This window comes from Mycolicibacterium vaccae NBRC 14118 = CIP 105934 (assembly GCF_001552715.1).
GTDB classification, from domain to species: Bacteria; Actinomycetota; Actinomycetes; order Mycobacteriales; family Mycobacteriaceae; genus Mycobacterium; species Mycobacterium vaccae.
Genome location: NZ_BCRS01000018.1, coordinates 1 through 25,366, shown reverse-complemented (window position 1 = coordinate 25,366; position 25,366 = coordinate 1). Strand labels below are relative to the sequence as shown.

The 25,366-nt window shown below is 68.6% G+C and carries 20 protein-coding genes and 1 pseudogene; 13 read left to right on the top strand and 8 right to left on the bottom strand.

Features of this window, described 5'->3' with window-relative positions; genetic code table 11:
• Window positions 1-14 precede the first annotated feature (14 nt).
• On the top strand, window positions 15-500 hold the full coding sequence (locus tag MVA01S_RS05880; RefSeq protein WP_003932185.1) for a pyridoxamine 5'-phosphate oxidase family protein: 486 nt from the start codon (window positions 15-17) through the stop codon (window positions 498-500).
• On the opposite strand, the gene MVA01S_RS05875 is transcribed toward MVA01S_RS05880, so the two are convergent.
• Window positions 497-853 (bottom strand): Rv2640c family ArsR-like transcriptional regulator, encoded by a 357-nt coding sequence (locus tag MVA01S_RS05875; RefSeq protein ID WP_003932186.1) that lies wholly within the window; start codon window positions 851-853, stop codon window positions 497-499. The two genes, MVA01S_RS05880 and MVA01S_RS05875, sit on opposite strands and share 4 nt — an antisense overlap.
• Window positions 854-950: 97 nt before the next feature.
• On the opposite strand from MVA01S_RS05875, the gene MVA01S_RS05870 reads away from it, so the two are divergent.
• The 5 genes and pseudogenes from MVA01S_RS05870 to MVA01S_RS05850 all read left to right on the top strand — a co-directional run bounded on the left by MVA01S_RS05870 (window position 951) and on the right by MVA01S_RS05850 (window position 6,601).
• Window positions 951-1,358, top strand: a complete 408-nt coding sequence (locus MVA01S_RS05870) for an ArsI/CadI family heavy metal resistance metalloenzyme (protein ID WP_040542484.1) — start codon at window positions 951-953, stop codon at window positions 1,356-1,358.
• A gap of 4 nt (window positions 1,359-1,362) precedes the next feature.
• Window positions 1,363-2,442, top strand: a complete 1,080-nt coding sequence (arsB, locus tag MVA01S_RS05865; RefSeq protein ID WP_051015339.1) for an ACR3 family arsenite efflux transporter — start codon at window positions 1,363-1,365, stop codon at window positions 2,440-2,442.
• Window positions 2,443-2,447: 5 nt separating this feature from the next.
• Window positions 2,448-2,861, top strand: a pseudogene (locus MVA01S_RS05860) (arsenate reductase ArsC); the annotation flags it as partial.
• Window positions 2,862-2,971: 110 nt separating this feature from the next.
• The gene (locus tag MVA01S_RS05855; protein ID WP_003932190.1) at window positions 2,972-4,954 is read left to right on the top strand and encodes an alkaline phosphatase family protein; all 1,983 of its coding nucleotides are present in this window, start codon (window positions 2,972-2,974) and stop codon (window positions 4,952-4,954) included.
• Between the two features lie 126 nt (window positions 4,955-5,080).
• The gene (locus tag MVA01S_RS05850) at window positions 5,081-6,601 is read left to right on the top strand and encodes an alkaline phosphatase family protein (protein ID WP_237024383.1); all 1,521 of its coding nucleotides are present in this window, start codon (window positions 5,081-5,083) and stop codon (window positions 6,599-6,601) included.
• Here MVA01S_RS05850 and MVA01S_RS05845 read toward each other — a convergent pair.
• The 3 genes from MVA01S_RS05845 to MVA01S_RS05835 form a co-directional block, all read right to left on the bottom strand.
• Window positions 6,579-7,226 carry a VldE C-terminal domain-containing protein gene (locus MVA01S_RS05845; RefSeq protein ID WP_003932192.1) on the bottom strand — a complete coding sequence of 216 codons (648 nt, stop codon included), beginning with the start codon at window positions 7,224-7,226 and terminating at the stop codon, window positions 6,579-6,581. The genes MVA01S_RS05850 and MVA01S_RS05845 overlap by 23 nt on opposite strands.
• A 100-nt stretch (window positions 7,227-7,326) precedes the next feature.
• A complete protein-coding gene (locus tag MVA01S_RS05840) occupies window positions 7,327-7,656 on the bottom strand; it encodes a cupin domain-containing protein (protein ID WP_003932193.1) in 330 nt (109 codons plus the stop codon).
• A gap of 40 nt (window positions 7,657-7,696) precedes the next feature.
• Window positions 7,697-8,536: a hypothetical protein gene (locus MVA01S_RS05835; RefSeq protein ID WP_040542306.1), complete on the bottom strand. Its 840-nt coding sequence runs from the start codon at window positions 8,534-8,536 to the stop codon at window positions 7,697-7,699.
• A gap of 230 nt (window positions 8,537-8,766) precedes the next feature.
• Between MVA01S_RS05835 and MVA01S_RS05830 the strand changes: the two genes are divergently transcribed.
• From MVA01S_RS05830 to katG, 5 genes are all read left to right on the top strand, one after another.
• Window positions 8,767-11,004 carry an NADP-dependent isocitrate dehydrogenase gene (locus tag MVA01S_RS05830; protein ID WP_003932195.1) on the top strand — a complete coding sequence of 746 codons (2,238 nt, stop codon included), beginning with the start codon at window positions 8,767-8,769 and terminating at the stop codon, window positions 11,002-11,004.
• 143 nt (window positions 11,005-11,147) lie between these two features.
• Window positions 11,148-12,137: a hypothetical protein gene (locus tag MVA01S_RS05825; RefSeq protein WP_003932196.1), complete on the top strand. Its 990-nt coding sequence runs from the start codon at window positions 11,148-11,150 to the stop codon at window positions 12,135-12,137.
• A gap of 52 nt (window positions 12,138-12,189) precedes the next feature.
• Window positions 12,190-13,488, top strand: coding sequence for an acyltransferase family protein (locus tag MVA01S_RS05820; RefSeq protein ID WP_003932197.1), 1,299 nt, complete (start codon window positions 12,190-12,192; stop codon window positions 13,486-13,488).
• A 147-nt stretch (window positions 13,489-13,635) separates the two neighbouring features.
• Complete coding sequence (locus tag MVA01S_RS05815; protein ID WP_003932198.1) at window positions 13,636-14,070, top strand: Fur family transcriptional regulator; 435 nt, start codon at window positions 13,636-13,638, stop codon at window positions 14,068-14,070.
• A gap of 22 nt (window positions 14,071-14,092) precedes the next feature.
• A complete protein-coding gene (gene katG / locus MVA01S_RS05810; protein ID WP_040542308.1) occupies window positions 14,093-16,336 on the top strand; it encodes a catalase/peroxidase HPI in 2,244 nt (747 codons plus the stop codon).
• A 9-nt stretch (window positions 16,337-16,345) separates the two neighbouring features.
• Here the strand turns inward: katG and MVA01S_RS05805 are convergent, their stop codons facing one another.
• Window positions 16,346-17,110 carry an STAS domain-containing protein gene (locus MVA01S_RS05805; protein WP_003932200.1) on the bottom strand — a complete coding sequence of 255 codons (765 nt, stop codon included), beginning with the start codon at window positions 17,108-17,110 and terminating at the stop codon, window positions 16,346-16,348.
• A gap of 174 nt (window positions 17,111-17,284) precedes the next feature.
• Between MVA01S_RS05805 and MVA01S_RS05800 the strand changes: the two genes are divergently transcribed.
• On the top strand, window positions 17,285-18,379 hold the full coding sequence (locus tag MVA01S_RS05800; protein ID WP_003932201.1) for a glycosyltransferase: 1,095 nt from the start codon (window positions 17,285-17,287) through the stop codon (window positions 18,377-18,379).
• Window positions 18,380-18,393: 14 nt separating this feature from the next.
• Here MVA01S_RS05800 and phoU read toward each other — a convergent pair whose 3' ends face one another.
• Genes phoU through MVA01S_RS05785 form a run of 3 tightly spaced genes read right to left on the bottom strand, consistent with a single transcriptional unit; the run spans window position 18,394 to window position 23,086 of the window.
• On the bottom strand, window positions 18,394-19,080 hold the full coding sequence (gene phoU, locus MVA01S_RS05795; RefSeq protein WP_003932202.1) for a phosphate signaling complex protein PhoU: 687 nt from the start codon (window positions 19,078-19,080) through the stop codon (window positions 18,394-18,396).
• A gap of 24 nt (window positions 19,081-19,104) precedes the next feature.
• Complete coding sequence (locus tag MVA01S_RS05790; protein ID WP_040542310.1) at window positions 19,105-21,252, bottom strand: catalase; 2,148 nt, start codon at window positions 21,250-21,252, stop codon at window positions 19,105-19,107.
• A gap of 49 nt (window positions 21,253-21,301) precedes the next feature.
• On the bottom strand, window positions 21,302-23,086 hold the full coding sequence (locus MVA01S_RS05785; protein WP_003932204.1) for a thiamine pyrophosphate-requiring protein: 1,785 nt from the start codon (window positions 23,084-23,086) through the stop codon (window positions 21,302-21,304).
• A gap of 51 nt (window positions 23,087-23,137) precedes the next feature.
• Here MVA01S_RS05785 and MVA01S_RS05780 point away from each other — a divergent pair.
• Window positions 23,138-25,366: Tex family protein (locus MVA01S_RS05780; protein WP_060941554.1), on the top strand; the 2,229-nt coding region annotated here is incomplete at its 3' end.

Sequence of the window (25,366 nt, the reverse complement as noted above, 5' to 3'; positions counted from 1 at the left end):
GCCCTACCGGTGTGATGACCCCGCAGGAGTTGGCCCGCGAGCTCGACCAGCCCGGCGCACGGGAACTGCTGTCCGGATCCATGGCGCGGCTCGCCTACCACGGGTCCGACGGCTTCCCGAGGGTGATTCCCGTCGGCTTTCACTGGACGGGCGAACGTGTCGTCGTATCGACCGCCCCGACCTCGCCGAAAGCCCGGTCACTGGCCGCCCGTCCGCAGGTGGCCCTGACGATCGACACCGGTGCCACGCCGGACGCGGCCAAGGCGCTGCTGATGCGGGGACTCGCGACCCTGGAGACCGTCGACGGCGTCACCGAGGAGTACCTCGCGTCCGCACGCCGGTCCATGGACGGAGCAGAACTCGCGGAGTTCGAGCGCGCCGTGAAGGCGACCTACCCCCAAATGGTGCGCATCTCGATCGAGCCGCTCTGGGCGCGTTTCTTCGACTTCGGCGCGGGACGACTACCCGGCTTCCTGGCCGATCTCGTCGGAGACGGCTAGCAGCAGTCCGGGTCCAGCGCGGTGCACAGCGCCTGCAGCGCGTCGGGCCGCACCCGATGGTAGACGCTCATCCCGCGGCGCTCGGAGACCACCAGGCCTGCCTTGCGGAGCTGGCCCAGATGATGGCTCACCGTCGACTCACTGAGCTGCAGGATCGCCGCGAGGTCACCCGAACTCTCTTCGCCCGCAGCCGAACTGAACAGATACGACACGATCTTGACCCGCGCCGGTTCGGCGAGTGCCTTGAGGCGCACCGCGATCTCCAGCGCGTCGGCATCGCTCATCGGGCCCGCGGCCACCGGTGCGCAGCACACCGGCGTGGTCGTGTCGATGACCGGCAGCGCTTTGGGCATGCGGCCATCGTGCCACAGGATTGACATATATCGAAGAGGTGACGATGATGGCGTCACACCTGTTCGATATATGTCACAATCCCTGGAGGTGACGGACATGTCCCGCATGCAACTGGCACTCAACGTCGACGACCTCGATACCGCGATCACGTTCTACAGCAAGCTTTTCCGCGTCGAGCCGGCCAAAGTCAAACCCGGCTACGCGAACTTCGCCGTCGCCGACCCCCCGCTGAAGCTGGTGTTGCTGGAGAATCCCGGCAAGGGCGGCAGCCTGAACCATCTCGGCGTCGAGGTCGAATCGAGCGACGTCGTGCACGCCGAGATCGCCCGGTTGACCGAGGAAGGCATGTTCACCGAGGAGGAGATCGGCACGACCTGCTGCTTCGCCACCCAGGACAAGGTGTGGGTCACCGGACCGGGAGGCGAGAAATGGGAGGTCTACACGGTGCTGGCCGACTCGGAGACCTTCGGGGTCAGTCCCACGCTGACGACGCCGTGCTGCTGACCTCGTGAGCCGAGCACTGAGTACCGGCGAGAATACCGCTGCGGCAAGACTTTCCACCCTGGATCGGCTCCTTCCGCTGTGGATCGGGCTGGCCATGGCGGCCGGTCTGCTGCTCGGACGCTGGGTCCCGGGCCTGGATTCGGCGCTCAACGGGATCCAGGTCGACGGGATCTCGCTGCCGATCGCCGTCGGTCTGCTGATCATGATGTACCCGGTGCTGGCCAAGGTGCGTTACGACAGGCTCGGCACCGTCACCGATGATCGCCGACTGCTGCTGAGTTCGCTGCTGTTGAACTGGGTGTTCGGCCCGGCCTTGATGTTCGCGCTCGCGTGGCTGCTGCTGCCCGATCTGCCCGAATACCGCACCGGCGTCATCATCGTCGGCCTGGCCCGCTGCATCGCCATGGTCATCATCTGGAACGACCTCGCCTGCGGAGACCGGGAAGCCGCAGCGGTGCTCGTCGCGTTGAACTCGATCTTCCAGGTCGCCATGTTCGCGGTGCTTGGCTGGTTCTACCTGTCCGTGCTGCCCGGCTGGCTCGGCCTCGAGCAGACCGTCATCGCCGCCTCGCCCTGGCAGATCGCCAAGTCCGTCCTCATCTTCCTGGGCATCCCGCTGCTGGCCGGCTACCTCACGCGCAGATACGGCGAACGCGTCCGGGGGCGATCGTGGTACGAGACCGCGTTCCTGCCCAGGATCGGCCCGTGGGCCCTCTACGGCCTCCTGTTCACCATCGTGATTCTCTTTGCGCTGCAAGGAGAACAGATCACCAGCAGGCCGTGGGACGTGGCCCGCATCGCCGCCCCGCTGCTGATCTACTTCGCCGTCATGTGGGGTGGGGGATACCTGCTGGGCGCGGCGCTGGGCCTGGGATACGAGCGCACCACCACGCTGGCGTTCACCGCCGCCGGAAACAACTTCGAACTCGCGATCGCGGTGGCCATCGCCACCTACGGCGCCACCTCCGGGCAGGCGCTCGCCGGCGTCGTCGGCCCGCTGATCGAGGTGCCGGTCCTCGTCGCGCTGGTCTACGTGTCGCTGGCACTGCGCCGGCGATTCACCCCGTCGAGGAGCCCCAGATGACCGACCGCCCCACCGTGCTGTTCCTGTGCACACACAACGCCGGACGGTCCCAGATGGCGCTGGGGTTCTTCACCCACCTCGCCGGGGACCGCGCCGTCGCATGGTCGGGCGGGTCGGAACCCGCCGACGCGATCAACCCGTCGGCGATCGCGGCGATGGCCGAGGTCGGCATCGACATCACCGGCGAGTACCCGAAACCCTGGACCGAGGAGACCGTCCGCGCCGCTGACGTCGTCATCACCATGGGCTGCGGTGACACCTGCCCGGTGTATCCGGGCAGGCGCTACGAGAACTGGCAACTGCCCGACCCCGCCGGGCAGTCCGTCGACGCGGTCCGGCCGATTCGGGACGACATCGAACGGCGCGTCCGTCGACTGCTCGTGGATCTGCGCATAGCTGTGCACGCCGGCAACGACTGATCCCCGCGAAGTCGGTCAAACCCGGCCGGCAAAGCCTCGCCGCGGCGTAATTTACGGGCAGCACAATCTCCTCGTCGCCGTCGACAAGTGCTCCGTCGAAAGGGAAGCGCATGGGCTACGCCAACCACATCGGACGCGTCGGAGCGCTGGCAGTGACCCTGGGAGTGGGTTGGGCGATCGCCTCGGCGACAGGGGTGGCCAATGCCGAGACGACAGACTCCGCGGGCTCCAGCCAGGCGACGTCGGAGAGCACCTCGTCGCCCTCGTCGGAAACCGCGAACGACGCCTCGCCCGCCAAGGAGACCGGAGCAAAAGACGACGTCGATGCCAAGGCCGACGAACCCGACGACGAAGCCGTCGAGTCGGAGGACGAGGAAGCCGAGTCCGAAGAGGACGACTCCGCGCTGAGCGCGCCGGACAGCGAAACCGACCAGACACAGGACCGCGCCGCAGACGCCGACGAAGACGATCTGGAAGCCGACGATCCCGAGGATGAGACCGTCCCGGCGCCCACGTCCACGTCCACGACGGCGTCCACCACGTCGGCGTCCATCACGACGGCGTCCACCACCGAGGCCGCCGTGGTCACGGTGGTCGCCGACGAGGCGAAGTCCCCCCTCGCGCCCCAACCTGCGCCGGAACCGGCCGCGCCGCTCCAGGGCTCGGCGATGCTGGCGTCACTGGTCACCACGCGAGATGAGCTGCAGCGCAACACAGTCCGTCGGACAGCGGCGACCACGCCGGCCGCGGCGTACATCGACGACGGCACCCCCAACGTGCTGGTGATCGGCGTGGACGGACTGAACCTGAGCCAAGTGCTGGCCAACCCGGAGATCACCGCCAACTTCTGGAGTCTGATCCAGGCCAGCACCACCGCCGCGTCCACCATCGTCGGGCACACCACGATCTCGAATCCGTCGTGGACGTCGATCCTGACCGGCGCCTGGGGCGAGAAGACCGGGGTCATCAACAACGTCTTCACCCCGTGGACCTACCAGAAGTGGCCCACGGTGTTCAGTCAGCTCGAAGCGCTCAGCAACGGCGCCATCGAGACGACCTCGATCGCCAACTGGGACGTGATCTCGGCCATCGCGGCGACGGGGGCGCGCGCCGACAACATCTTCAACGTGGCGCCGATCGACGGCGACACGAACTGGTTCCTCGCCGACGACGAGGTCGGCGACCTCACCGAGGCCGCGATCGCCGCCGCCAGTGCTGCGACCGCCAACTTCGTGTTCAGCTATTTCGTCGGCATCGACGAGAACGGGCACGAGTACGGAGGGGACTCGCCGGAGTACCTCGCCGCGCTGGCCAACTTCGACCGGAACCTCGGCGAGATCATGCAGGCCATCACGCTGTGGGAAGGCCTGACCGGCGAGAAATGGACCGTCATGATGATTACCGACCACGGCCACCAGCCGCAGCTCGGCCTCGGTCACGGTTTCCAATCGCCGGACGAGACAACGACATTCGTGATCACGCGCAGCCCGGGACTGTTCGGTGAGGGCTTGGTCAACCTCAAGTACTCGATCGTCGATGTGACACCGACGGCGCTGGCGCTCTTCGGCTATCAGCCGACCGCCGACAACCTGGACGGCGTCTCGATGACCGATCTCCGCGACGCCGACGTCACACCCATCGACAACGACGAGGCGTTGCGTGGCACGCTGCAGGACATCATCGCCAAGTACGGCTACCCCGATATCGGGACCAGCCTGGCGCTGGGCGCGCGCACCATCTTCGCGTCGGTGCCCTACTACGTCGACATGCTGACCACCGGCATCTCCGCGAGCCTGCAGTCGATCGCCGACGCGGGCATCTTCCTGATCAGTCCGCTGGCGGCCTTGGCGATCATCCCGGTCCGGTTCTTCGGTGGCCTCGCCTACGTCGGGACGAACGTCGTCGCACAGATCGTGGCCCGGCTCACCGGTGTCACCGGCGCGAGCATCTTCCCGCTGTGGCCGCCGGCCCCGCCGAGCTTCCCGCAGTCGCCGCAGGAGGCGTCCACCCCGGAGTTGGTCGCGCTGGTGTGCAGCGACGGACGAGTGTCGAGCGCGGTGTTCGCGTGCGGGGAGACGACCGTCGCGGCGTGACCTAGCGGTCCGGGTGGTCCCGACCCTGCCACCCTCGGGATGAATCGCTGACGGCAGCGCAGCGTCTCTTCCAGTGTGACGGGTTTTACCGATACGACCGAGCTGACTGGTCCGACCGCGATGGCCATGCGGCCCTCACCATCCGCCGGCCCTCCGAGTCTTCCACGACCGCTCCGGCTGATCACCGGCCGCACCGCGGCCCACGCCGAGACGGACTCCGCGGACGCCAGCCAAACGTCGGAGGGCGCGACATCAGCGTCGTCGGAGGCGACGGGAAACGAGTCGGCCGCGCTTCAGAGCTCGGTGGTGCTGGCGTCGCTGGCTGCGGCGCGAAATAAGTTGGCGCGCAGCAGATCTCGGTGTACCGAGGCCGGCACACCCGAGGCGGCGTACGTCGACGACGGCACCCCCAATGTGCTGGTGATCGGTGTGGATGGCACCAACCTCAGTCGGGTGCTGGACAACCCGGACATCACCACCAACTTCTTCGCGCTGATGCAAGGTGCTACCACCGCCGCCTCCACCATCGTCGGGCACACCACGATCTCCCACCCGTCCTGGTCGGCGGTGCTGACCGGTGCCTGGGGGGAGAAGACGGGGGTGCTCAACAACGTCTTCACCCCGTCGACGTACAGGAAGTGGCCGACGGTTTTCACCCGACTTGAGACGCTCAGCGACGGCGCCATCGAGACCACCTCGATCGCGAATTGGAACGTCATCTCGGGCATCGCGGCATCGGGCGTCGGCGCGGACAACGTTCACCACGTGTCGCAGAGTGGCGATGACCCGAACTGGTTGGTTTCCGACGACAGGGTCGGTGACTTGACCGAGAGCGCGATCGCCGGCGCCAGCCCCGACACCGCGAACTTCATGTTCAGCTACTTCGTCGGTGTCGACGAGAGCGGGCACGAGCACGGCGGCGACTCGCCGGAGTATCGTGCGGCGCTGGCGAATTTCGATCGGAACCTCGGCGAGATCATGAACGCTGTGACGTCATGGGAGGCGGCCACGGGGGAGAAGTGGACCGTCGTCATGGTGACCGACCACGGCCATCAGCCACAGCGGGGCCTGGGTCACGGTTTCCAATCTCCGGACGAGACAACAACGTTCGTGGTTGCTCGAAGCCCCGGCCTGTTCGGTGAGGGCGTCGTCAACCTGAAGTACTCGATCGTGGACGTGACGCCGACGGCGTTGTCGCTCTTCGGCTACGAGGCTGTCGATGAGCTGGACGGAGCGTCGCTGACCGAGCTCGGCGACGCCGACATCACGCCCGTGGACAACGACGAGGCGCTGCGCGGCACGCTGCAAGACATCATCGCCACGTACGGACCCCCCGATATCGGCACCAGCCTGGCCCTGGGTGCGCGCACCATCTTCGCTTCGGTGCCCTACCTCGTCGATACGCTCACCACCGACGTCTCCGCGAGCCTGCAGTCCGTCGCCGACGCCGACCTCTTCCTGATCAGTCCGCTGGCTCAGCTGGCGATCACCCCCGTCAAGGTCGTCGGAGGTGTCACCTATGCCGGGACGAACGTCGTCGCGCAGATCGTGGCGCGGCTGACCGGTGTCACGGGCGCAAGCATCGTCCCGCTGTGGCCGCCGGCCGCTTCCGGCGCGACCCGAGCTACTTCTGCATCGACGCGATGAAGTAGGACTCGTCCCCGGTCGGGTAGCCACCACCGTCGGTGGCGATGTGCACGTGGTCGAAGTGGTTCAGGGTCTCCGACCCGTAGTCGGCCGTCCAACTCGGCGCACCGATACCCGGGTAGAGGCCCTGCCGCCAGATCACGTGCAGCACACCCCATCGCTCGGCGTTGGCCAGCGCGTAGCCGGCGATCTGGTTGCCGAGCTCGATGCCTTCCTTGCTGTTGTGCCTCGGGATCATCACGTCGATCGCCAGGCCGTTCGGATGCCACTTCAGCGGATCCTGCCGGTATCCGCCGATCGTGGTGATCTCGGGAAACATGGCGCTGATCGCGCGGGCCGCCCAGATCGTCTTGACCTGCAGGCCGCCCTCGGGTGCCACGCCCTTGGGCAGCGCGAAGTCGAACACCCGGGCGTCCGCCGGGGCGCTGGCCGCCAGCAACTCCGCTTCGGTCGGCGGCGGCGCCGACAGGGACGGCGTGGGGTCCTGCTGCGCCGCGCTCGGCGGGCTGGGCGCCTGCCGCGGCGGTACCGCGGTCTGGGCGTAGACCATGCCGCCGGACACCGCCAGTGAGACGGCGACGGCCAGCCACCGTCCCCGTCCGTTGGCCAGCACCGCGTTACCCACGATCCAGCACCTTAATTGCCGCGTCCCGGGGGCAGGTGGCAATTGCCGCCGACACCATCTGGTTGACCGAATCGTGATCGCCGGTGAACGGCGGTCGGGCTCAGGGGAGTTTGGCGACGGTCAGCAGCAGTGCCGCATCCGTCTGCGCCAGGACCGAGTGCCGGGCGTCGGGGATGAACACCAGGTCTCCGGCCCGGGCATCCCAATGCTGGTCGCCGCTCACCAGTCGGATGGAGCCCTTGAGCACATAGAGCGTGGCCTCGCCGGGGTTTTCGTGTTCGCCGAGTTCGGAGCCGGCCAGCATCCCGATCACCGTCTGGCGCAACACGCGCTCGTGGCCACCCACGACGGTGTCGGCGGCATTACGGCCGCTGGCGGCCGCGCTCTCCAACTGCTGACGGGCCAGGGCTTCGATCGACACCTTCTGCATGACAGTCATTCCATGCCGCGGGTGAAGCGACGTCAACCCGTCAGAACGGTCGCACGCTCTGGACGCCGACGACCGCGCCGTGACCGGTCTTGTCGTTGGTGAAGCGCATACCGGCCGGCGTGGACACGATGGTCCAGCCCAGCGCCCGGTAGGTCTTGTCCGCCAGTGTCGTCGGCGCCGCGGCCCCGAGGTTGCCGTCGACCCAGGACCCGGTGCCGTCGGTGTTGATGCGCACACCGTGATACGGCCCGCTGCCGTCGACATGCTGCTGCCAGTTGGTGCCGTCGGTCTCGCACCCGATGAACGTCGCCTCGACGATGCACTGGGTGTCGCCGGCGGCGGTCTGCACCACGACGTAGCCGTACTGGTTCGGCGGAAGCACCTCGACGTCACCGACCGGCAGCACCGCGGGCGCGTCGGAGGTGGTCCGGGCGAAGCCGGCCGCCTGATAGGACGCGACGGTGAAGCCGAAGTTCTTCAGCGGCTCCAGATCGGAAGCCTCCCCGGACGGTGTCCAGATCGCCAGCGGCTTGCCGTCCACAACCGTCTCGGCGACATGCGTGGAGGGCTGCCAGGACAGCACCGAGTCCATCGACGGCTCGGACTCGAAGTGGTCGAAGTTGACCACGCCGTCGCCGTCCTTCGGGACGCACGTGTTGCCGGTGACGGTGTGGCGGGTGCCCGAGTCCACGTCGACGTCGTCGCGGCAGACCGCGCTACGCCACTCGGCCGGCGAGCCCGTCACCGCAGGTGCAGGCGCAGGCGCGACAGCGGCGGCGTTTGCCGCGCCCTCCGGTGCGGGCGCCGACGAGCATCCGGCCGCCAGCAGCGCCACACCCAGCGCCGCAGCACCACACCCCGACCGTGTCGTCAATGACATGTCCCGCCTCTTCCGTTCATCCGTTTGCTCGAACGCCGTGAATCTAGCGGCGCAATCACGCCGCCGGACTCCAGGCACCGGATCGGTGGCCAACTGTGACGACACCGTGTCCAAAGGGCGCGCAGCCCCCAACGATCGTGGCGTCCTCCGGTTCCGAAGGCAGGGTCGTTCGATAGGCTTCGCCAGAAGGGTGCCTTCGAAACTGACAGAAACTGACGCGGGAGACGACAATGAGCGCCGAGCAGCCGACCATCATCTACACGCTGACCGACGAGGCGCCGCTGCTTGCGACCTACGCCTTCCTGCCGGTGGTTCGCACCTTCGCCTCCGCGGCCGGCATCGACGTCAAGTCGACCGACATCTCGGTCGCTGCGCGCATCCTCGCCGAGTTCAGCGACCGCCTGACCGACGAGCAGAAGGTGCCGGACAACCTGGCCGAGCTCGGCGAACTGACCCAGCTGCCGGAGACCAACATCATCAAGCTGCCCAACGTGAGCGCGTCGGTGCCGCAGCTGCTGGCCGCGATCAAGGAACTCAAGGCCAAGGGCTACGACCTGCCCGACTATCCGGGCGAGCCGAAGACCGACGAAGAGAAGACCATCAAGGAGCGCTACGCCAAGATTCTCGGTAGCGCCGTGAACCCTGTTCTGCGCCAGGGCAACTCGGACCGTCGCGCACCGAAGGCGGTCAAGGAGTACGCCCGCAAGCATCCGCACAGCATGGGGGAGTGGTCGCAGGCCTCGCGCACCCACGTCGCGACGATGAAGACCGGCGACTTCTACCACGGCGAGAAGTCGATGACGCTCGACAAGGACCGCAAGGTCAAGATGGTGCTGACCACGAAGAGCGGCGAGACCGTCGTCCTCAAACCCGAGGTCAAGCTCGAGGCCGGCGACGTCATCGACAGCATGTACATGAGCAAGAAGGCGCTGATCGCCTTCTACGAGGAGCAGATCGAGGACGCCTACAAGACCGGCGTGATGTTCTCGCTGCACGTCAAGGCGACCATGATGAAGGTCAGCCACCCGATCGTCTTCGGCCACGCGGTCAAGGTGTTCTACAAGGACGCGTTCGCCAAGCACCAGAAGCTCTTCGACGAGCTCGGCGTCAACGTCAACAACGGCATGTCCGATCTCTACGACAAGATCGAGAAGCTGCCCGCCTCGCAGCGCGAAGAGATCATCGAGGACATCCACCGCTGCCACGAGACCCGCCCCGAGTTGGCGATGGTCGACTCTGCCCGCGGCATCACCAACTTCCACTCGCCGTCCGACGTGATCGTCGACGCGTCCATGCCCGCGATGATCCGTCTCGGCGGCAAGATGTACGGCGCCGACGGCCGCACCAAGGACACCAAGGCCGTCAACCCGGAGTCCACGTTCTCCCGGATCTACCAGGAGATGATCAACTTCTGTAAGACCCACGGCCAGTTCGATCCGACCACGATGGGCACCGTCCCCAACGTCGGCCTGATGGCGATGAAGGCCGAGGAGTACGGGTCTCACGACAAGACGTTCGAGATCCCCGAGGACGGGGTCGCCGACATCGTCGACATCGACACCGGCGAGGTGCTGCTGAGCCAGAACGTCGAGGAGGGCGACATCTGGCGCATGCCGATCGTCAAGGACGCCGCGATCCGCGACTGGGTGAAGCTGGCCGTCACCCGCGCCCGCGCCTCCGGGATGCCTGCGGTGTTCTGGCTCGACACCGAGCGCCCGCACGAGGTGGAACTCCGCAAGAAGGTCAAGGAGTACCTCAAGGACGAGGACACCGAGGGCCTGCAGATCCAGATCATGCCGCAGGTCTGGGCGATGCGGTACACGATCGAGCGGGTGATCCGCGGGGAGGACACCATCGCGGTCACCGGCAACATCCTGCGCGACTACCTCACCGACCTGTTCCCGATCCTCGAGCTCGGCACCAGCGCCAAGATGCTCTCGATCGTGCCGCTGATGGCCGGCGGCGGGATGTACGAGACCGGGGCCGGCGGGTCCGCGCCCAAGCACGTGAGCCAGCTGCTAGAGGAGAACCACCTGCGCTGGGACTCGCTCGGCGAGTTCCTGGCCCTCGGCGCCAGCTTCGAGGACATGGGCCGCAAGTCGGGCAACAAGAAGGCCGAGCTGCTCGGTAAGACCCTCGACTCCGCGATCGGCAAGCTGCTGGAGAACGACAAGGGCCCGTCGCGCAAGGCCGGGGAGCTCGACAACCGCGGCAGCCAGTTCTACCTGAGCATGTACTGGGCCCAGGAGCTGGCCGAGCAGACCGAGGACAAGGAGCTCGCCGAGCATTTCGCGCCGCTGGCCAAGACCCTGGCCGAGAACGAGTCGACAATCGTCGAGGAGCTCAACGCGGTGCAGGGCAAGCCGGTCGACATCGGCGGCTACTACTACCCGGACCGGGAGAAGACCACCGAGGTCATGCGTCCCAGCCCCACCTTCAACGAGGCGCTGGAAGCCGCGCGGAGCTGACGCAAGCGTCAGATTTGCTCGCTCGTCCGTTCCGGCGATCGCCGTTTTCGCCACAAGCCGGGCGGGTGGGACTGCGTCGTGCGTAACATGTTCAGCTGACCTGCCGATGTAGAGCTCACACCGGCAACAGTCTGGGGGTAGTCATGCACGTGGTCCTGGGTCTGTCACTCACCTCGACGAGTGCCGCGTGGGCGCTGGTCGACCTCCGCGACGGCAGCATTCTCGCCGACGACGTGGTCGCGGTCGACGGCGTCGACGATGTTGCCAGGGCGGCGGCACGCAGCGTCCAGTCGTTCGCCCTCCGTGCCGACCGCGACATCGACGCCGTCCGGCTGGTCTGGGACGGCAGCGACCCGTCCGCCGGCACAGCGGCGATCCGGGTGCGGACGAAGCTGCGGCTGTTCGGAATCGACGACATCGTGACGGTCACCGAGGACGCGGCCCTCGAAGGCCGCAACCGGACCGCCCGCCACATCGACGAGGACCTGGTGCTTGCCTACGGCGCGGCGCGCGCCGCCGGCGCCACCGACAACGGCGCGGGGCTGCTCGACCGGATCGCCGACAGCCAGCGCTACCAGAGGATCCGCACCGCCGTCTCGGCGATCCCGGGTGGGCTCGCCGCCAGGGCCGCGGCCGTCGCCCTGGTCGCGGCGGTCGTTGGCCTGGTCGCCTACACGCTGATCGACACCCCGGGGCCGGGTCACGACGTGCCCGACAACACCGTCGCCGAGGCGGTGCTGCCGGCCCCGCCTGCCGCCGTTCCGGTCGCGCCCATCGTCATTCCGCCCGAACCCGAGGTGGCCCCGCTGCCGATAGTCCCAGACGTTCCCGCCGCACCGCAGCCCGAGTCCGTCTGGGTCCCCGAGATCCCCGAGGTGCCGGCGGTGGCCGAGGTGTCCGAGCTGGCCGTTGCGGTCGACGAGCCGGTCGTCGCCGAGGCGCCCTCTACCGCTGTGCTCGGCACGAATCCGGCCGCGCCGCAGCCGGTCTCGGTCATCGGTGTGCCACACCTGTCGGGCGCGGGACCGGTGGCCGGTCCCGTCCCGGCCGCGCCTCCCGTCACCGCGCCCGCCCTGCCCGCGCCGCCTGCCCCGGCCGGTCCGTTGGGCGCGTTGTTCCGCGCGCTGCCCTGACGCCGGTAGAACTACTCATGCCCGGCGGCCGGTCGGCGGGCATGCTGGGCACATGACACCGACCTCGCGCGATCGCGCCGTGGACGTGGCCCGGCTGGGCTCGTTGCTGATGGTCATGTTCGGGCACAGCGTGCTGCTGCTGGCCACCATCGACGCCTCCGGTGTGCGCATCGGCAACCTGATCGGCGCGGTGCCCGCGGTGGCGCCCCTGACCTGGATCGCCCAGGTGATGCCGTTGTTCTTCCTCGCGGGCGGCGCCGCCGCGGTGTACGGCCACCAGGCCGGGACACGTTGGGGGACCTGGGTGTTCACCCGTGCGCAGCGGCTGTACCGGCCGGTCTTCTGGTATCTGGCGGCGTGGTCGGCGGGTCTGCTCGTGGCGCGCCTGGTGTTCGGCGCCCGCTCCGCGGCCGGCCTGGGCGCCGAGAGCGTGGCGCTGCTCTGGTTCCTGGGTGTGTACCTGGTCGCACTGGCCTTCGTGCCGGCGTTGATCCGGCTGCGCACCGGGGGCGCCGTGGCGATGCTGGTGGCCGCGCTGACAGGTGCCGCCGCGGCGGTGGACGCGGTGCGGTGGGCGACCGGGGCTCCCGAGGCCGGGCTGCTGAACTTCCTGTTCGTCTGGCTGATCCCGGTCGCGATCGGCGTCGGTTACGCGCGCGGGCGCGTCTCTGTCCGCACCGCGTTCGTCGCGGGGGTCGCGGCCTTCGCGGGCCAGTTGGCGCTCGTCACGTTCGGGCCCTACGAGGTCTCCCTCGTGGTCACCGGCGCCGAGAAGGTCTCCAACGTCTCACCGCCGACCGTCGTCCTGGCCCTGCAGTGCATCTGGATGTCGTGCGCGTTCGTCTGCGTGGCCGGCGCACTCGGCCGCTGGGCCTGTCGTCCGCGGGTGTGGCGCGTGGTGAAGGCCGGCAACGCCGGTGCGATGACGCTGTACCTGTGGCACATCGTGGCGATCGCGATCGCCGCGTTCGCGTTGAACGCCGTGGAGCTGGACGCCTACGACCCGGCCGCCCCGGGATTCTGGGGCCGGCTCGCGCTGCGGGCAGCGGTGTCCGCTGTGGTGATGCTCGTGTTGTTCCGGCTGCTGACCCCGCTGGAGCGGCGCCCGCTGCCGTGGTGGGACCGCCCGGTGCGCGGCACCGGGGCGCGCACCACCGCGGCGGGCGCACTGATCTGCGCGTCGGCGGTGACTCTGGTGGTGACCGCCAAGTTCGGGCTCGGCCAGGTGCCGGGATGGACCGCGCTGGCGGTGTTTCTGACGCTGGCCGCCGCCGCGCGGCTCTGCACCGCGGTGCCGGTCGGCCTGACCGTCCCGCCGGCGCCGACAACAGTCGGCTCGCCGCGGCCTTGACGCCGGCGGGGGCGTACCCGAGGACTCCCGGCGAAACCGTTTCGCTTTGTGGATGCGCAGGCCCGAGAACGAAAAAATCCGACACGGCGCTCACAAGTTCTGTGGGAAACTTGATCCTATCCAGAAAACGGAGAAGGATCGTCAACGATGACCGAAGAACCCGACTACTCGGCGGTGCTGCGGTCTGCCGCCTTGCGGGTCACGCGGCCACGGATGGCCGTGCTGCACGCGGTCGGACAACACCCGCACGCCGACACCGAACTCATCATCGGTGCGGCCCGCGAACTCGTTCCCGACATCTCCCGGCAGACGGTGTATGACGCCCTGAACGCCCTCGCCGCAACAGGTTTGGTGCGGCGCATCCAGCCCGCCGGTTCGGTGGCCCGATACGAGACCCGCGTGGGGGACAACCACCACCACGTCGTGTGCCGGTCCTGCGGCGTGATCGCCGACGTGGACTGCGCGGTGGGCGAGGCGCCCTGCCTCACCGCCTCCGACCCTCTCGGCTTCGAGGTGGACGAAGCCGAAGTCATCTACTGGGGCATCTGCCCCGACTGTTCGACAGCCCCGTCATCTCCATGATGTACGTATTACGAAAGGGAACATTGTGACCGACACCTCCGACGCACGCCCACCCCATTCCGACGCCAAGACCGACAGCCACAGCGAGTCCGAGAACCCGGTGATCAGCTCACCCGAGCCGAAAGCGCATGGGCCGCTGACCAATAAGGACTGGTGGCCTGAGCAGGTCGACGTCTCGGTGCTGCACAGGCAGAACGAGAAGGGCAACCCGCTGGGTGCCGACTTCGACTACGCGACCGAGTTCGCCAAGCTTGACGTCGAGGCATTCAAGCGCGACGTCATCGAGCTCATCCAGACCTCCCAGGACTGGTGGCCCGCCGACTACGGCAACTACGCCGGCCTGTTCATCCGGATGAGCTGGCACGCCGCCGGTACCTACCGCATCTTCGACGGCCGCGGTGGCGCCGGGCAGGGCGCGCAGCGCTTCGCCCCGCTGAACAGCTGGCCGGACAACGCCAACCTCGACAAGGCGCGCCGGCTGCTGTGGCCGATCAAGCAGAAGTACGGCAACAAGATCTCCTGGGCCGACCTGATCGCCTACGCCGGCAACGCCGCGTTGGAGCAGTCCGGGTTCAAGACGGCCGGATTCGCCTTCGGCCGCGAGGACATCTGGGAGCCCGAGGAGATGCTGTGGGGCCAGGAGGACACCTGGCTGGGCACCGACAAGCGTTACGGCGGGAGCAACGACAAGGACCGCAAGCTGGCGGAGCCGTTCGGCGCGACCACCATGGGTCTGATCTACGTCAATCCCGAAGGCCCCGAAGGTAAGCCGGATCCGCTGGCCGCCGCCCACGACATCCGCGAGACGTTCGGCCGGATGGCGATGAACGACGAGGAGACCGCCGCGCTGATCGTCGGTGGCCACACGCTGGGCAAGACCCACGGTGCCGCCGACGTGAACGTCGGACCCGAGCCCGAAGGCGCGCCGATCGAGGACCAGGGCCTGGGCTGGAAGTGCCCGTTCAACACCGGCAAGGGACCGGACACGGTCACCAGCGGTCTGGAGGTCATCTGGACCGGAACCAACTCCACGTGGAGCAACGCGTTCCTGGAGAACCTGTACGGCAACGAGTGGGAGCTGACCAAGAGCCCCGCCGGCGCCTGGCAGTTCGAGGCCAAGAACGCCGAGGCCACCATTCCGGATCCGTTCGGCGGCCCGCCGCGCAAGCCCACGATGCTGGTCACCGACATCTCGATGCGGGAAGACCCGATCTACGGCCAGATCACCCGGCGCTGGCTCGATCATCCCGAAGAGCTCGACGCGGCCTTCGCCAAGGCGTGGTTCAAGCTGATGCACCGCGACATGGGGCCGATCAGCCGCTACCTCGGCCCGTGGATCCCCGAGCCGCAGATCTGGCAGGACCCGGTGCCGGCGGTCGACCACGAGCTGATCGACGAGTCCGACGTCGCCGCGCTGAAGAACGCTGTGCTGCAGTCGGATCTGTCGGTGCCCCAGCTGGTCAAGACCGCATGGGCGTCGGCGTCGAGCTTCCGCGGGACCGACAAGCGCGGCGGCGCCAACGGTGCGCGTATTCGCCTGGAGCCGCAGCGCAGCTGGGAGGCCAACGAGCCGTCCGAGCTGGCCAAGGTGTTGCCGGTGCTGGAGAAGATCCAGCAGGACTTCAACGCCTCGGCGACCGGCGGCAAGAAGGTCTCGCTGGCCGACGTCATCGTGCTGGCGGGCAACGTCGCGATCGAAAAGGCCGCCAAACAAGCCGGATACGAGATCTCCGTGCACTTCGCGCCGGGCCGCACCGACGCGACCCAGGAAAGCACCGACGTCGAGTCCTTCGCGGTGCTCGAGCCGCGCGCCGACGGTTTCCGCAACTACGCACGGCCGGGGGAGAAGACCCCGCTCGAGCAGCTGCTGGTCGACAAGGCGTACTTCCTCGACCTGACCGCTCCCGAGATGACCGCGCTGATCGGCGGCCTGCGCGTGCTGAACGCCAACCACGGCGGCAGCAAGCACGGCGTGTTCACCGACCAGCCCGGTGTCCTGAGCAATGACTTCTTCGTCAACCTGCTCGACATGGGCACCGAGTGGAAGCCGTCGGAGCTGACCGAGAACGTCTACGACGGCAAGGACCGCGCGACCGGCCAGCCCAAGTGGACCGCGACCGCCAACGACCTGGTGTTCGGCTCGAACTCGGTGCTGCGTGGGATCGTCGAGGTCTACGCCCAGGACGACAACAAGGGCAAGTTCGTCGAGGACTTCGTCGCCGCCTGGGTCAAGGTGATGAACAACGACCGGTTCGACCTGCAGTAGCCGGCAGTCTCACAACCGGTTCTCGGGTCCGAGTACCGCCCACACCGTCTTCCCATCCGCCGCCGGAGTCGATCCCCAGGATCGGCTCAGCGCCGCGACGATGGCCAGCCCGGAGACGGTGTGGGCGCCGGACACGGAATCTTCTTGCCGCACAGCCGGATCGGGTGACCCGTCGCTGACCGCGACGGTCACCCGATCGTCGGTTGCCTCCAGCACCAGGCGGGGGCGATCGGCCGTGTGCTCCAGCACGTTCTCCACGAACACCGAGGCCACCGTGGACGCCGTGTGAACCAGTTGGGGCCGGTCCCACCGGGTCAGCCACCGCGCCACCAGCTTCCGGACCCGCGGAAGGCTGTCTCGATCGCCCTCCAGATCGGCGGCCACCCGTCTGCGCGGATGTCCGGCCGCACCCGTGGCGGCGACCGCCGACGCCGGGTCCGGGTGCACCGGAACGAAACGCGCGGCGCCGCACCGGGCGATCGCCGCCCGGCCTGCCGGATCGTCGCACACCAGCAGGACCGGCACGCCGGGCCACGTGCTCACATGCCAGCGCGCGCTGGTGAAAGCGGTCCACCCGCTGTCGGCGGGTACCCGCAGTGCACTGACGTCGACCAGGACCGCCGTCGGGACGGCCAGCGCAGCAGAGATGACGCTGTCGCGCACCTGGCGGTACGTCGAGTCGTCCAACGTGCCCGCCATGGTCAGGGTGGTGTTACCGCCCGAACCCGGTGTGGCGGTGACTCCGACGGCGCTCGGCTCACGCATCGGCGGCATTCGACTGGACCACGTCGCGACTGGTACCCGAACCGGGCGCGGCTAACCGGCACCGTCCTGGACTATCCGCACAGCGAACTCGTCGGTACACCAGGCGAACAGGCCCGGGCGCTGCCGTTTGGGTGGACGGCCCTGCGTGCACCCAACCCACAAGAATCACGTCGAGAGGATCCGATGAAGCTTGCCCTGGTAGGTGACCGTGCCGACAGTGGGGGCGACGAGTTCGAAAGGCTGGCCGACGCGTTGGACCGGCGCGGCCACGACGTGCGGATGTTCGTCGCGCGGCACATCGGTGTGGTGGACGGGGCCGCAGGCGCAGACGAGTTGATGCCGTTGATCGGGGACATCGCCCAGCAGCTGATCGATGCATGGGACGCGGACCGGCCCGATGTCGTGCACTGCTTCGGGTGGGCACACGGGATGGCGGCCCAGTTGGCGGCCAAACGTCGTCCGGTACCGACCGTGCAGGCCTACCCGTCCCTGGACGTCACGACCCGGCCGGGCGACAGCGGAGCCGACACCCCCAAGAAGATCCGGTCGCTGCTGGTCCGCAACGCGACCGCGGTGACCGTGGCATGTCACGACGACATGGACGAAGTGCTGCGGCTCGGCTGCCCCCGCGCGCGGGTGGCGGTGCTGCCCCCCGGCGTCGAGGTCGATGACGTGACGGCCGAGGAGATCCTGTCGCGGGGAACGGAGTCCGGTCCCCGGATCGTCGCTGTCGCCCGCGACTTCACGCCCCGGCAGGGGCTGGCGCAGGTACTGCGGACACTGCCGTCGCTGGGCCCGGCGGAACTCGTGCTCGTCGCCACCCACGACGCCGACCCTGAGCAGTCGGAGCGGCACCTGGAGCTGGCCCGCAGACTCAGGGTGGACCGCCGGGTACGACTGGTCGCCCGACCGGCCGCCGGCGACCTCACCGCGCTGTTCGGGTCCGCGGACGTCGTGGTCGCTCCGGCTCAGTACGAATCCTCTTGTGCCACAGTGCTGCACGCGATGGGCTGCGGCGCGCCGATCATCGGCGTCGCCGCGGGCGGGCCCCAAGACGCGGTGATCTCCGACGTGACCGGGCTTCTGGTGCCGCCGGGCAATCCCGAGGCGCTCGGCCGGGCGCTGCGCTCAGTCCTCGGGCAGACAGTGCTGCGGCAGGGCATGGGCCTGGCCGGACGATCGAGGGCGCGTTCCCGGTACAGCTGGGACCGCATCGCCACCGACGCCGAAGGCATCTACGAGGCGGCGCTGAGCCGCGAAACCGCGACCGCCCGCTGATCGGATGTCCCGGGTCAGCCCGGGACCTGCGCCGTCGGCTGCGCACCGTCACCACCGTCGGTGAGTTGGCGGCCGGTGACCTGGAAATGTACGCGGCGGGCGATCTCGACGGCATGATCGGCGAACCGCTCGTAGAACCGCCCGAGCAGCACCAGGTCGGCCGCCACCATCGGCCCGTGCTGCCACTGCGGGCTCATCAGCCGGGCGAACAACTCGCGGTGCAGATCGTTCATCCGTCCGTCCCCGTCGCACACCCTGCGCGCCAGACCAGGATCGCGTGACCGCACCGTGGACTGGGCCAGATCCGCCATTTCCACTGCGGTGGAGGCCATCTCATCGAACAGGTCGTAGACGTCATCCGGTATCAGCAGGTCGGGGTACCGGCGCCGCGCGGTGCGCGCCACGTTCGAGGCCAGCCCACCCATCCGGTCGGCGTCGGCGGCGATGTAGAGCGCGGCGACGACGGCGCGCAGATCGCGGGCCACCGGGGCCTGCAACGCCAGCATGCTGTAGGCCCGTTCGTGGACCGCATTGCCGAGCCGTGTCAGCCGCTTCAGGTCGAAGGCCACCGCTTCGGCGGCGGCGGCGTCGCCCTCGAGCAACGCCGCCGACGCCGCGTTCACCAGGGTCGAGGCCCGGCCGCACATGTCGGCCAGGTCCTCGACCAGGGCCTCAAGGGCCCGGTGAAAGTCGTCGCGCATGGCTTCACCCAGCGTACGCGGGCATCACTTCCGCCGCGTGCGCCTGGTTTTCGGGGCCTCGGCACGCACCGGGGCGACGGCCGAGGACATCACCGCTTCCGCGCGCTCCCAGACCCGGTGCATACCGAGCGCGGCCAGCAACTCGGCGCCGAAGGACGTCGACACGTCGTCGGCCGTCAGCACGCCGGGCAGACCGAGGTCGATGTCGGCGTTCTGCAGGGCCGTGCGCGCATCGCCCCATGCCGCCACCGGCTTGCAGTGCCGAAGCATCTCCTGCAGGAGGATGACCATCTTGATGTCGGCACGCGCGAGTGCGCCACCGGCCACCACCACGGCGTCGAACTCGATCGAGCGGGCGGTGTCGAAGGTCCGGTCGACTGTGAGGGTGCGCCGCCCCGACTTCAACTGGCCGCCTGCGGGCGCCACGACCGCCGGGATGACTCCCGCCTTGTCCAGCGCCTTGACGAGTTTGCTCACTCCGCCCAGATCCGAGTCACTGTCGGCGATGATCGCGACCTTGCGGCCCTTCGCCGGCCCGGGCGTGGTCACGACCTGCGACAGGGCCGGTGACAGCGTGACCTCGGCGGGCGGATTGCCCTTGGGGGCGGGCAGGCCCAGGCCCTGCGCGACCTGCTCGCACAGATCGGCGTCGACGTTGGCCAGCACCTCCAGCTGGCGCTCCTTGATGGCCTGCTCGTAGCACTTGCCGAGTTCGAAGGTGAACGCCTCGACGATGTGGGACTGCTCCACCGGGGTCAGCGACCGGTAGAACATCGCCGCCTGGGTGAAGTGGTCGTCGAACGAGGTCGGCGCGACCCGCCCGACGCGGCCCTCCACCGGACGGGCGGTCTGCACGTACCCGCCCTCGTCGGCGTCGGCGACCAGCGGTTCGCCGCCGTCGATGCTGTTCGGCCGGTACGGGGCCTGACCGGTGTGGATGGCCGTCTGGTGCATACCGTCGCGCAGCATGTCGTTGACCGGGCAGCGGGGACGGTTGATGGGCAACTGGGTGAAGTTGGGTCCGCCCAGCCGGGTCAACTGGGTGTCCAGGTAGGAGAACAACCGGGCCTGCATCAGCGGGTCGTTGGTGACCTCGATGCCGGGCACCAGGTTGCCGGTGTGGAACGCGACCTGCTCGGTCTCGGCGAAGTAGTTGGTGGGGTTGCGGTTCAGCGTCAGCTTGCCGATCCGCTGCACCGGCACCAGCTCTTCGGGCACGATCTTGGTCGGGTCCAGAAGGTCGATGCCCTCGAACGTCTCGGTGCCGTCGTCGGGCATCACCTGCACGCCGAGCTCGTATTCGAGCGGCGCGCCGGCCTCGATGCCGTCGGCCATGTCGCGGCGGTGGAAGTCGGGGTCGAAGCCGGCGGCGAGCTGGGCTTCCTCCCACACCAGGGAGTGCACGCCGGCCATCGGCTTCCAGTGGAACTTCACCAGGCTCGTCTCGCCCTTGCCGTTGACCAGCCGGAAGGTGTGGACGCCAAAGCCCTCCATGGTCCGGAAGGAGCGCGGGATGCCGCGGTCACTCATGTTCCAGAACACGTGGTGGGTGGCCTCGGTGTGCAGCGACACGAAATCCCAGAACGTGTCGTGCGCGGACTGCGCCTGCGGGATCTCGCGGTCCGGGTGCGGCTTGCCCGCGTGGATCACATCGGGGAACTTGATGCCGTCCTGGATGAAGAAGACCGGGATGTTGTTGCCGACGAGGTCGAAAGTGCCTTCCTCGGTGTAGAACTTGACCGCGAAGCCCCGGGTGTCACGGACGGTGTCGGCCGAACCGCGGGAGCCCAGCACGGTCGAGAAGCGGCAGAAGACGTCGGTCTGCCGGCCCTTCTTGGCCAGGAACGCGGCCTTGGTGATCGAGGCCGCGTTGCCGTAGGCCTCGAAGACGCCGTGCGCGGCCGCGCCGCGGGCGTGCACCACCCGCTCCGGGATGCGTTCGTGGTCGAAATGGGTGATCTTCTCCCGCAGGTGGAAGTCCTCCATCAAGGTGGGCCCGCGGCTGCCCGCCTTCAGCGAATGGTCGGTGTCGGGGATTCGGACCCCCTGCGCAGTGGTGAGGTAGCGGCCGGACTGCGCCCTCGGATCGGGTTGCTCGTCAGTGCTTTTCGAAGCACCGGTGGGGCTTACCTTTGCAGGCGCGGCCTGATCTCGTTTGCGCGGGGCGGGCATGAAGAGCCTCCGTGTCTCGGGGTTGATGGAGCCATCCCGCAGTACCCGCTCACGAACGCGTCAAACGTTGGCTCACCACGCTCTTGACGGTCTGATACATCAGGTGCCGCGCACCCGGGTCGCCTTGGGCGACGGCCCGACTCATGTTCAGCATCTGCTCGGTGGTGACGTGCGGCGGGATCGGCGGGACCTCCGGATCGCAGCGCACATCAAGCAGTGTGGGCCCCGGGGACGACAGCGCCCAGTCCCACGCGTCGCCGAGGTCGGCCTCGGACTCGACGGTCATCGCTTCCACCCCCATGGCTCGGGCGACGGCGGCATAGCTGACGGGCGGCAGACTCTGGGACTGCTCGAACTTCGGTGTACCACTGGCGCGCAGCTCCCACGTCACCTGGTTGAGGTCGCCGTTGCCGAACACACACATCACCAGACGCCGGTCGTCCCACTCGTCCTGGTACCGGCTGATCGTCAGCAGTTCGTTGAGGCCGTTCATCTGCATGGCGCCGTCACCGACCAGCGCGATCACCGGACGGTCCGGGTGGGCGAACTTCGCCCCGACCGCGTACGGCACCGCGCAGCCCATGGTGGCCAGCGTGCCCGAGACCGAACCCCGCATCTGTCCGGTGAACTTCAGGCAGCGCGCGTACCACGTCGTCGACGACCCGGAGTCCGCGGTGACAATCGCGTTGGCGGGCAGTCGTTTCGACAGCTCCCATGCGATACGCATCGGGTTGACCGGCTGCGCCGAGACCATGCTCTGCTGTTCCAGCGCCGCCCACCACTGGGCGACGTTGGCCTCGATCGTGTCCCGCCAGTCGGTCCGCGCCTTGGGTTGCAGATGTTGTTGCAGCGCAGTCAGAGTCGCCTTGGCGTCGGCGACGATGTTGAGCTCGGTGGGATACCGCATCCCGATCGAGGTGCCGTCGTCGTCGATCTGCACCGCACGCGCCTGGCCGAACTCGGGCAGGTACTGGGTGTAGGGGAAGTTCGAGCCGACGATGAGCAGCGTGTCGCAGTCGCGCATCATCTCGTAGCTCGGCCGCGACCCGAGCAGCCCGATCGGGCCGGTGACGAACGGAAGATCGTCGGGCAGAACATCCTTGCCCAGCAGTGCTTTCGCCACGCCGGCTCCGGTGAGCTCGGCGACGCGGACGACCTCCTTATGTGCTCCCCGGGCGCCCTGCCCGATCAGGATCGCGACGCGTTCACCCTCGTTGAGGATCTCCGCGGCGCGCCGCACCTGATCCTCGGCGGGGGTGACGATCCCGTACTCGTCGGCCGGATCGCTGGACGGGACGTGCTTGAACTTGTGCTCCGGTGGCTCGTACTCCTGCTCCTGCAGATCCGACGGGAGGATCACGACGGTCGGCGCCCGCCGGGTCCTGGCGGTCCTGATGGCGCGGTCCAAGGCGGCGGGGAGTTGTTCGGAGACGTTGACCTCGACGACATAGTCGCTGGCAACGTCGCCGAACAGCGCCTGCAGGTCGACTTCCTGCTGATAGCTGCCACCCATCGCGCTGCGGGCGGTCTGACCGATGATCGCGACCACCGGCACGTGGTCGAGCTTGGCGTCGTAGAGACCGTTGAGCAGATGGACCGCGCCCGGACCCGACGTCGCCATGCACACCCCGACCTCACCGGAGAACTTCGCATACCCGACGGCGGCGAGCGCGGCCATCTCCTCGTGCCGGGTCTGGATGAACCGCGGATCGTCGTCGGCGCGGCCGAGCGCCGAGATCAGGCCGTTGATGCCGTCCCCGGGGTAGCCGAAGATGTGGGTGACGTTCCACTGGCGAAGACGGTCGAGGATGAAGTCGGCCACATCGGTGCTCATACCGGCGACTACCCGGCAGGCCGTCATCGAAACTCGAGTAGGGTTCCGCGCGTGATCACGTCTGGCGCAGTCAAGTCTGTAAACGCCCGTCTCGCTGCAGAACTGGCCGTGGCGGAGTCGCAGGTCGCCGCCGCTGTGCGACTGCTCGACGAGGGTGCGACAGTGCCGTTCATCGCCCGTTACCGCAAAGAGGTCACAGGCAGCCTCGACGACGGCCAGCTTCGCCTCTTGGAGGAGCGGCTGGCCTACCTGCGCGAGCTCGACGACCGGCGCAACGCGGTGCTGGCCTCGATCAAGGAGCAGGGCAAGCTCACCGACGACCTGGCTGCGGCGCTGATGGCCGCCGACACGAAGGCGCGCGTCGAGGACATCTACCTGCCGTTCAAGCCGAAGCGGCGCACCAAGGCGCAGATCGCCAGGGAGGCCGGGCTCGAACCGCTGGCCGATCGGCTGCTGACCGACCCCTCCCTGACCCCCGAGGAGGTGGGCGCGGAGTACCTCGGCGAGCAGGTCGCCGATGCCGCGGCCGCGCTGGAGGGCGCCCGCCACATCATCGTGGAACGCGCCGCCGAGGACGCCGAGCTGGTGGGCGCGCTGCGCGAGCGGTTCTGGGAGCAGGGGACACTGCGGGCCAGGGCGGCCTCCGAGGGCGCGGCGGCCGGCGAGAAGGCGCAGAAGTTCCGCGACTATTTCGACCATTCCGAACCGCTCGAGGCGATGCCGTCGCACCGGGTGCTCGCGGTGCTGCGCGGGGAGAAGGAGCAGGTGCTCGCGCTCAGCCTGGACGGCGGCGAGGACGCCCAGTACCAGGCGATGATCGCCTCGGCGCTGGACATCGACCTGACCGCCGGAGCAGCGGCCACGCCGTGGCTGGCGGCCACCGTCGGCTTCGCGTGGCGGACCCGGCTGTCGGTGTCGGCGTCGGTGGACGCCCGGGTGCGCCTGCGGCTGCGCGCCGAACAGGACGCGGTCGCGGTGTTCGCCAAGAACCTCAAGGATCTGCTGCTGGCCGCCCCCGCCGGTAACCGCACCACGATGGGGCTGGACCCGGGGTTCCGCACCGGGGTGAAGGTGGCGGTCGTCGACGGCACCGGCAAGGTGCTCGACACCTGCGCCATCTTCCCGCACCAACCGCAGAAGCAGTGGGACCAGGCCAAGGCGACCCTCGCGGCGCTGGTGGCCCGGCACGGCGTGGAGCTGATCGCCGTCGGCAACGGCACCGCATCCCGTGAAACCGATGCGCTGGCAGGCGAACTCATCGCCGACATCCGCACCGCGGGAGCGAAGGCGCCGGCCAAGGCGATGGTCAGTGAGGCCGGCGCGTCGGTGTACTCGGCCTCCGCCTACGCCGCGCACGAGCTCCCCGATCTCGACGTCACGCTGCGCGGCGCGGTGTCCATCGCGCGGCGTCTGCAGGATCCGCTCGCCGAACTGGTCAAGATCGAGCCGAAGTCGATCGGGGTGGGGCAGTACCAGCACGACGTCACCCCGGGCATCCTGGCCAAGAGCCTGGGCGCCGTCGTCGAGGACGCGGTCAACGCCGTCGGCGTCGACCTGAACACCGCGTCGGTCCCACTGCTGTCCCGCGTCTCGGGGATCACCGAGTCGCTGGCCGAGGCGATCGTCGCCCACCGGGACAAGACCGGCCGGTTCCAGAACCGCCGCGCCCTGCTCGACGTGCCGCGCCTGGGCCCCAAGGCTTTCGAACAGTGCGCCGGGTTCCTGCGGATCCGCGACGGGGAGGATCCGCTGGACGCGTCCGGGGTGCACCCCGAGGCCTACCCGGTGGTGCGGCGCATCCTGGACCGCTCGGGCGTCGTGCTGGCCGAGATCATCGGCAACGAACGCACGCTGCGCACCCTGCGGCCCGCCGACTTCGCCGACGACCGCTTCGGCATCCCGACGGTCACCGACATCCTCGCCGAACTCGAGAAGCCCGGCCGTGACCCCCGGCCGGCGTTCACCACCGCGACGTTCGCCGCGGGCGTCGAGAAGGTCGGCGACCTCAAGGTGGGCATGATCCTCGAGGGTGTGGTGACGAACGTCGCCGCGTTCGGCGCATTCGTCGACGTGGGCGTGCACCAGGACGGGTTGGTGCACGTCTCGGCGATGGCCAACCGGTTCGTCTCCGACCCGCACGAGGTCGTGCGGTCCGGCCAGGTGGTGCGGGTCAAGGTCGTCGACGTCGACGTCGAGCGGCAACGCATCGGGTTGAGCCTGCGTCTCGACGACGACGCCAAACCCGAGCGCACGCCGCGGAGCGGCGGCGAACGGCCCGCC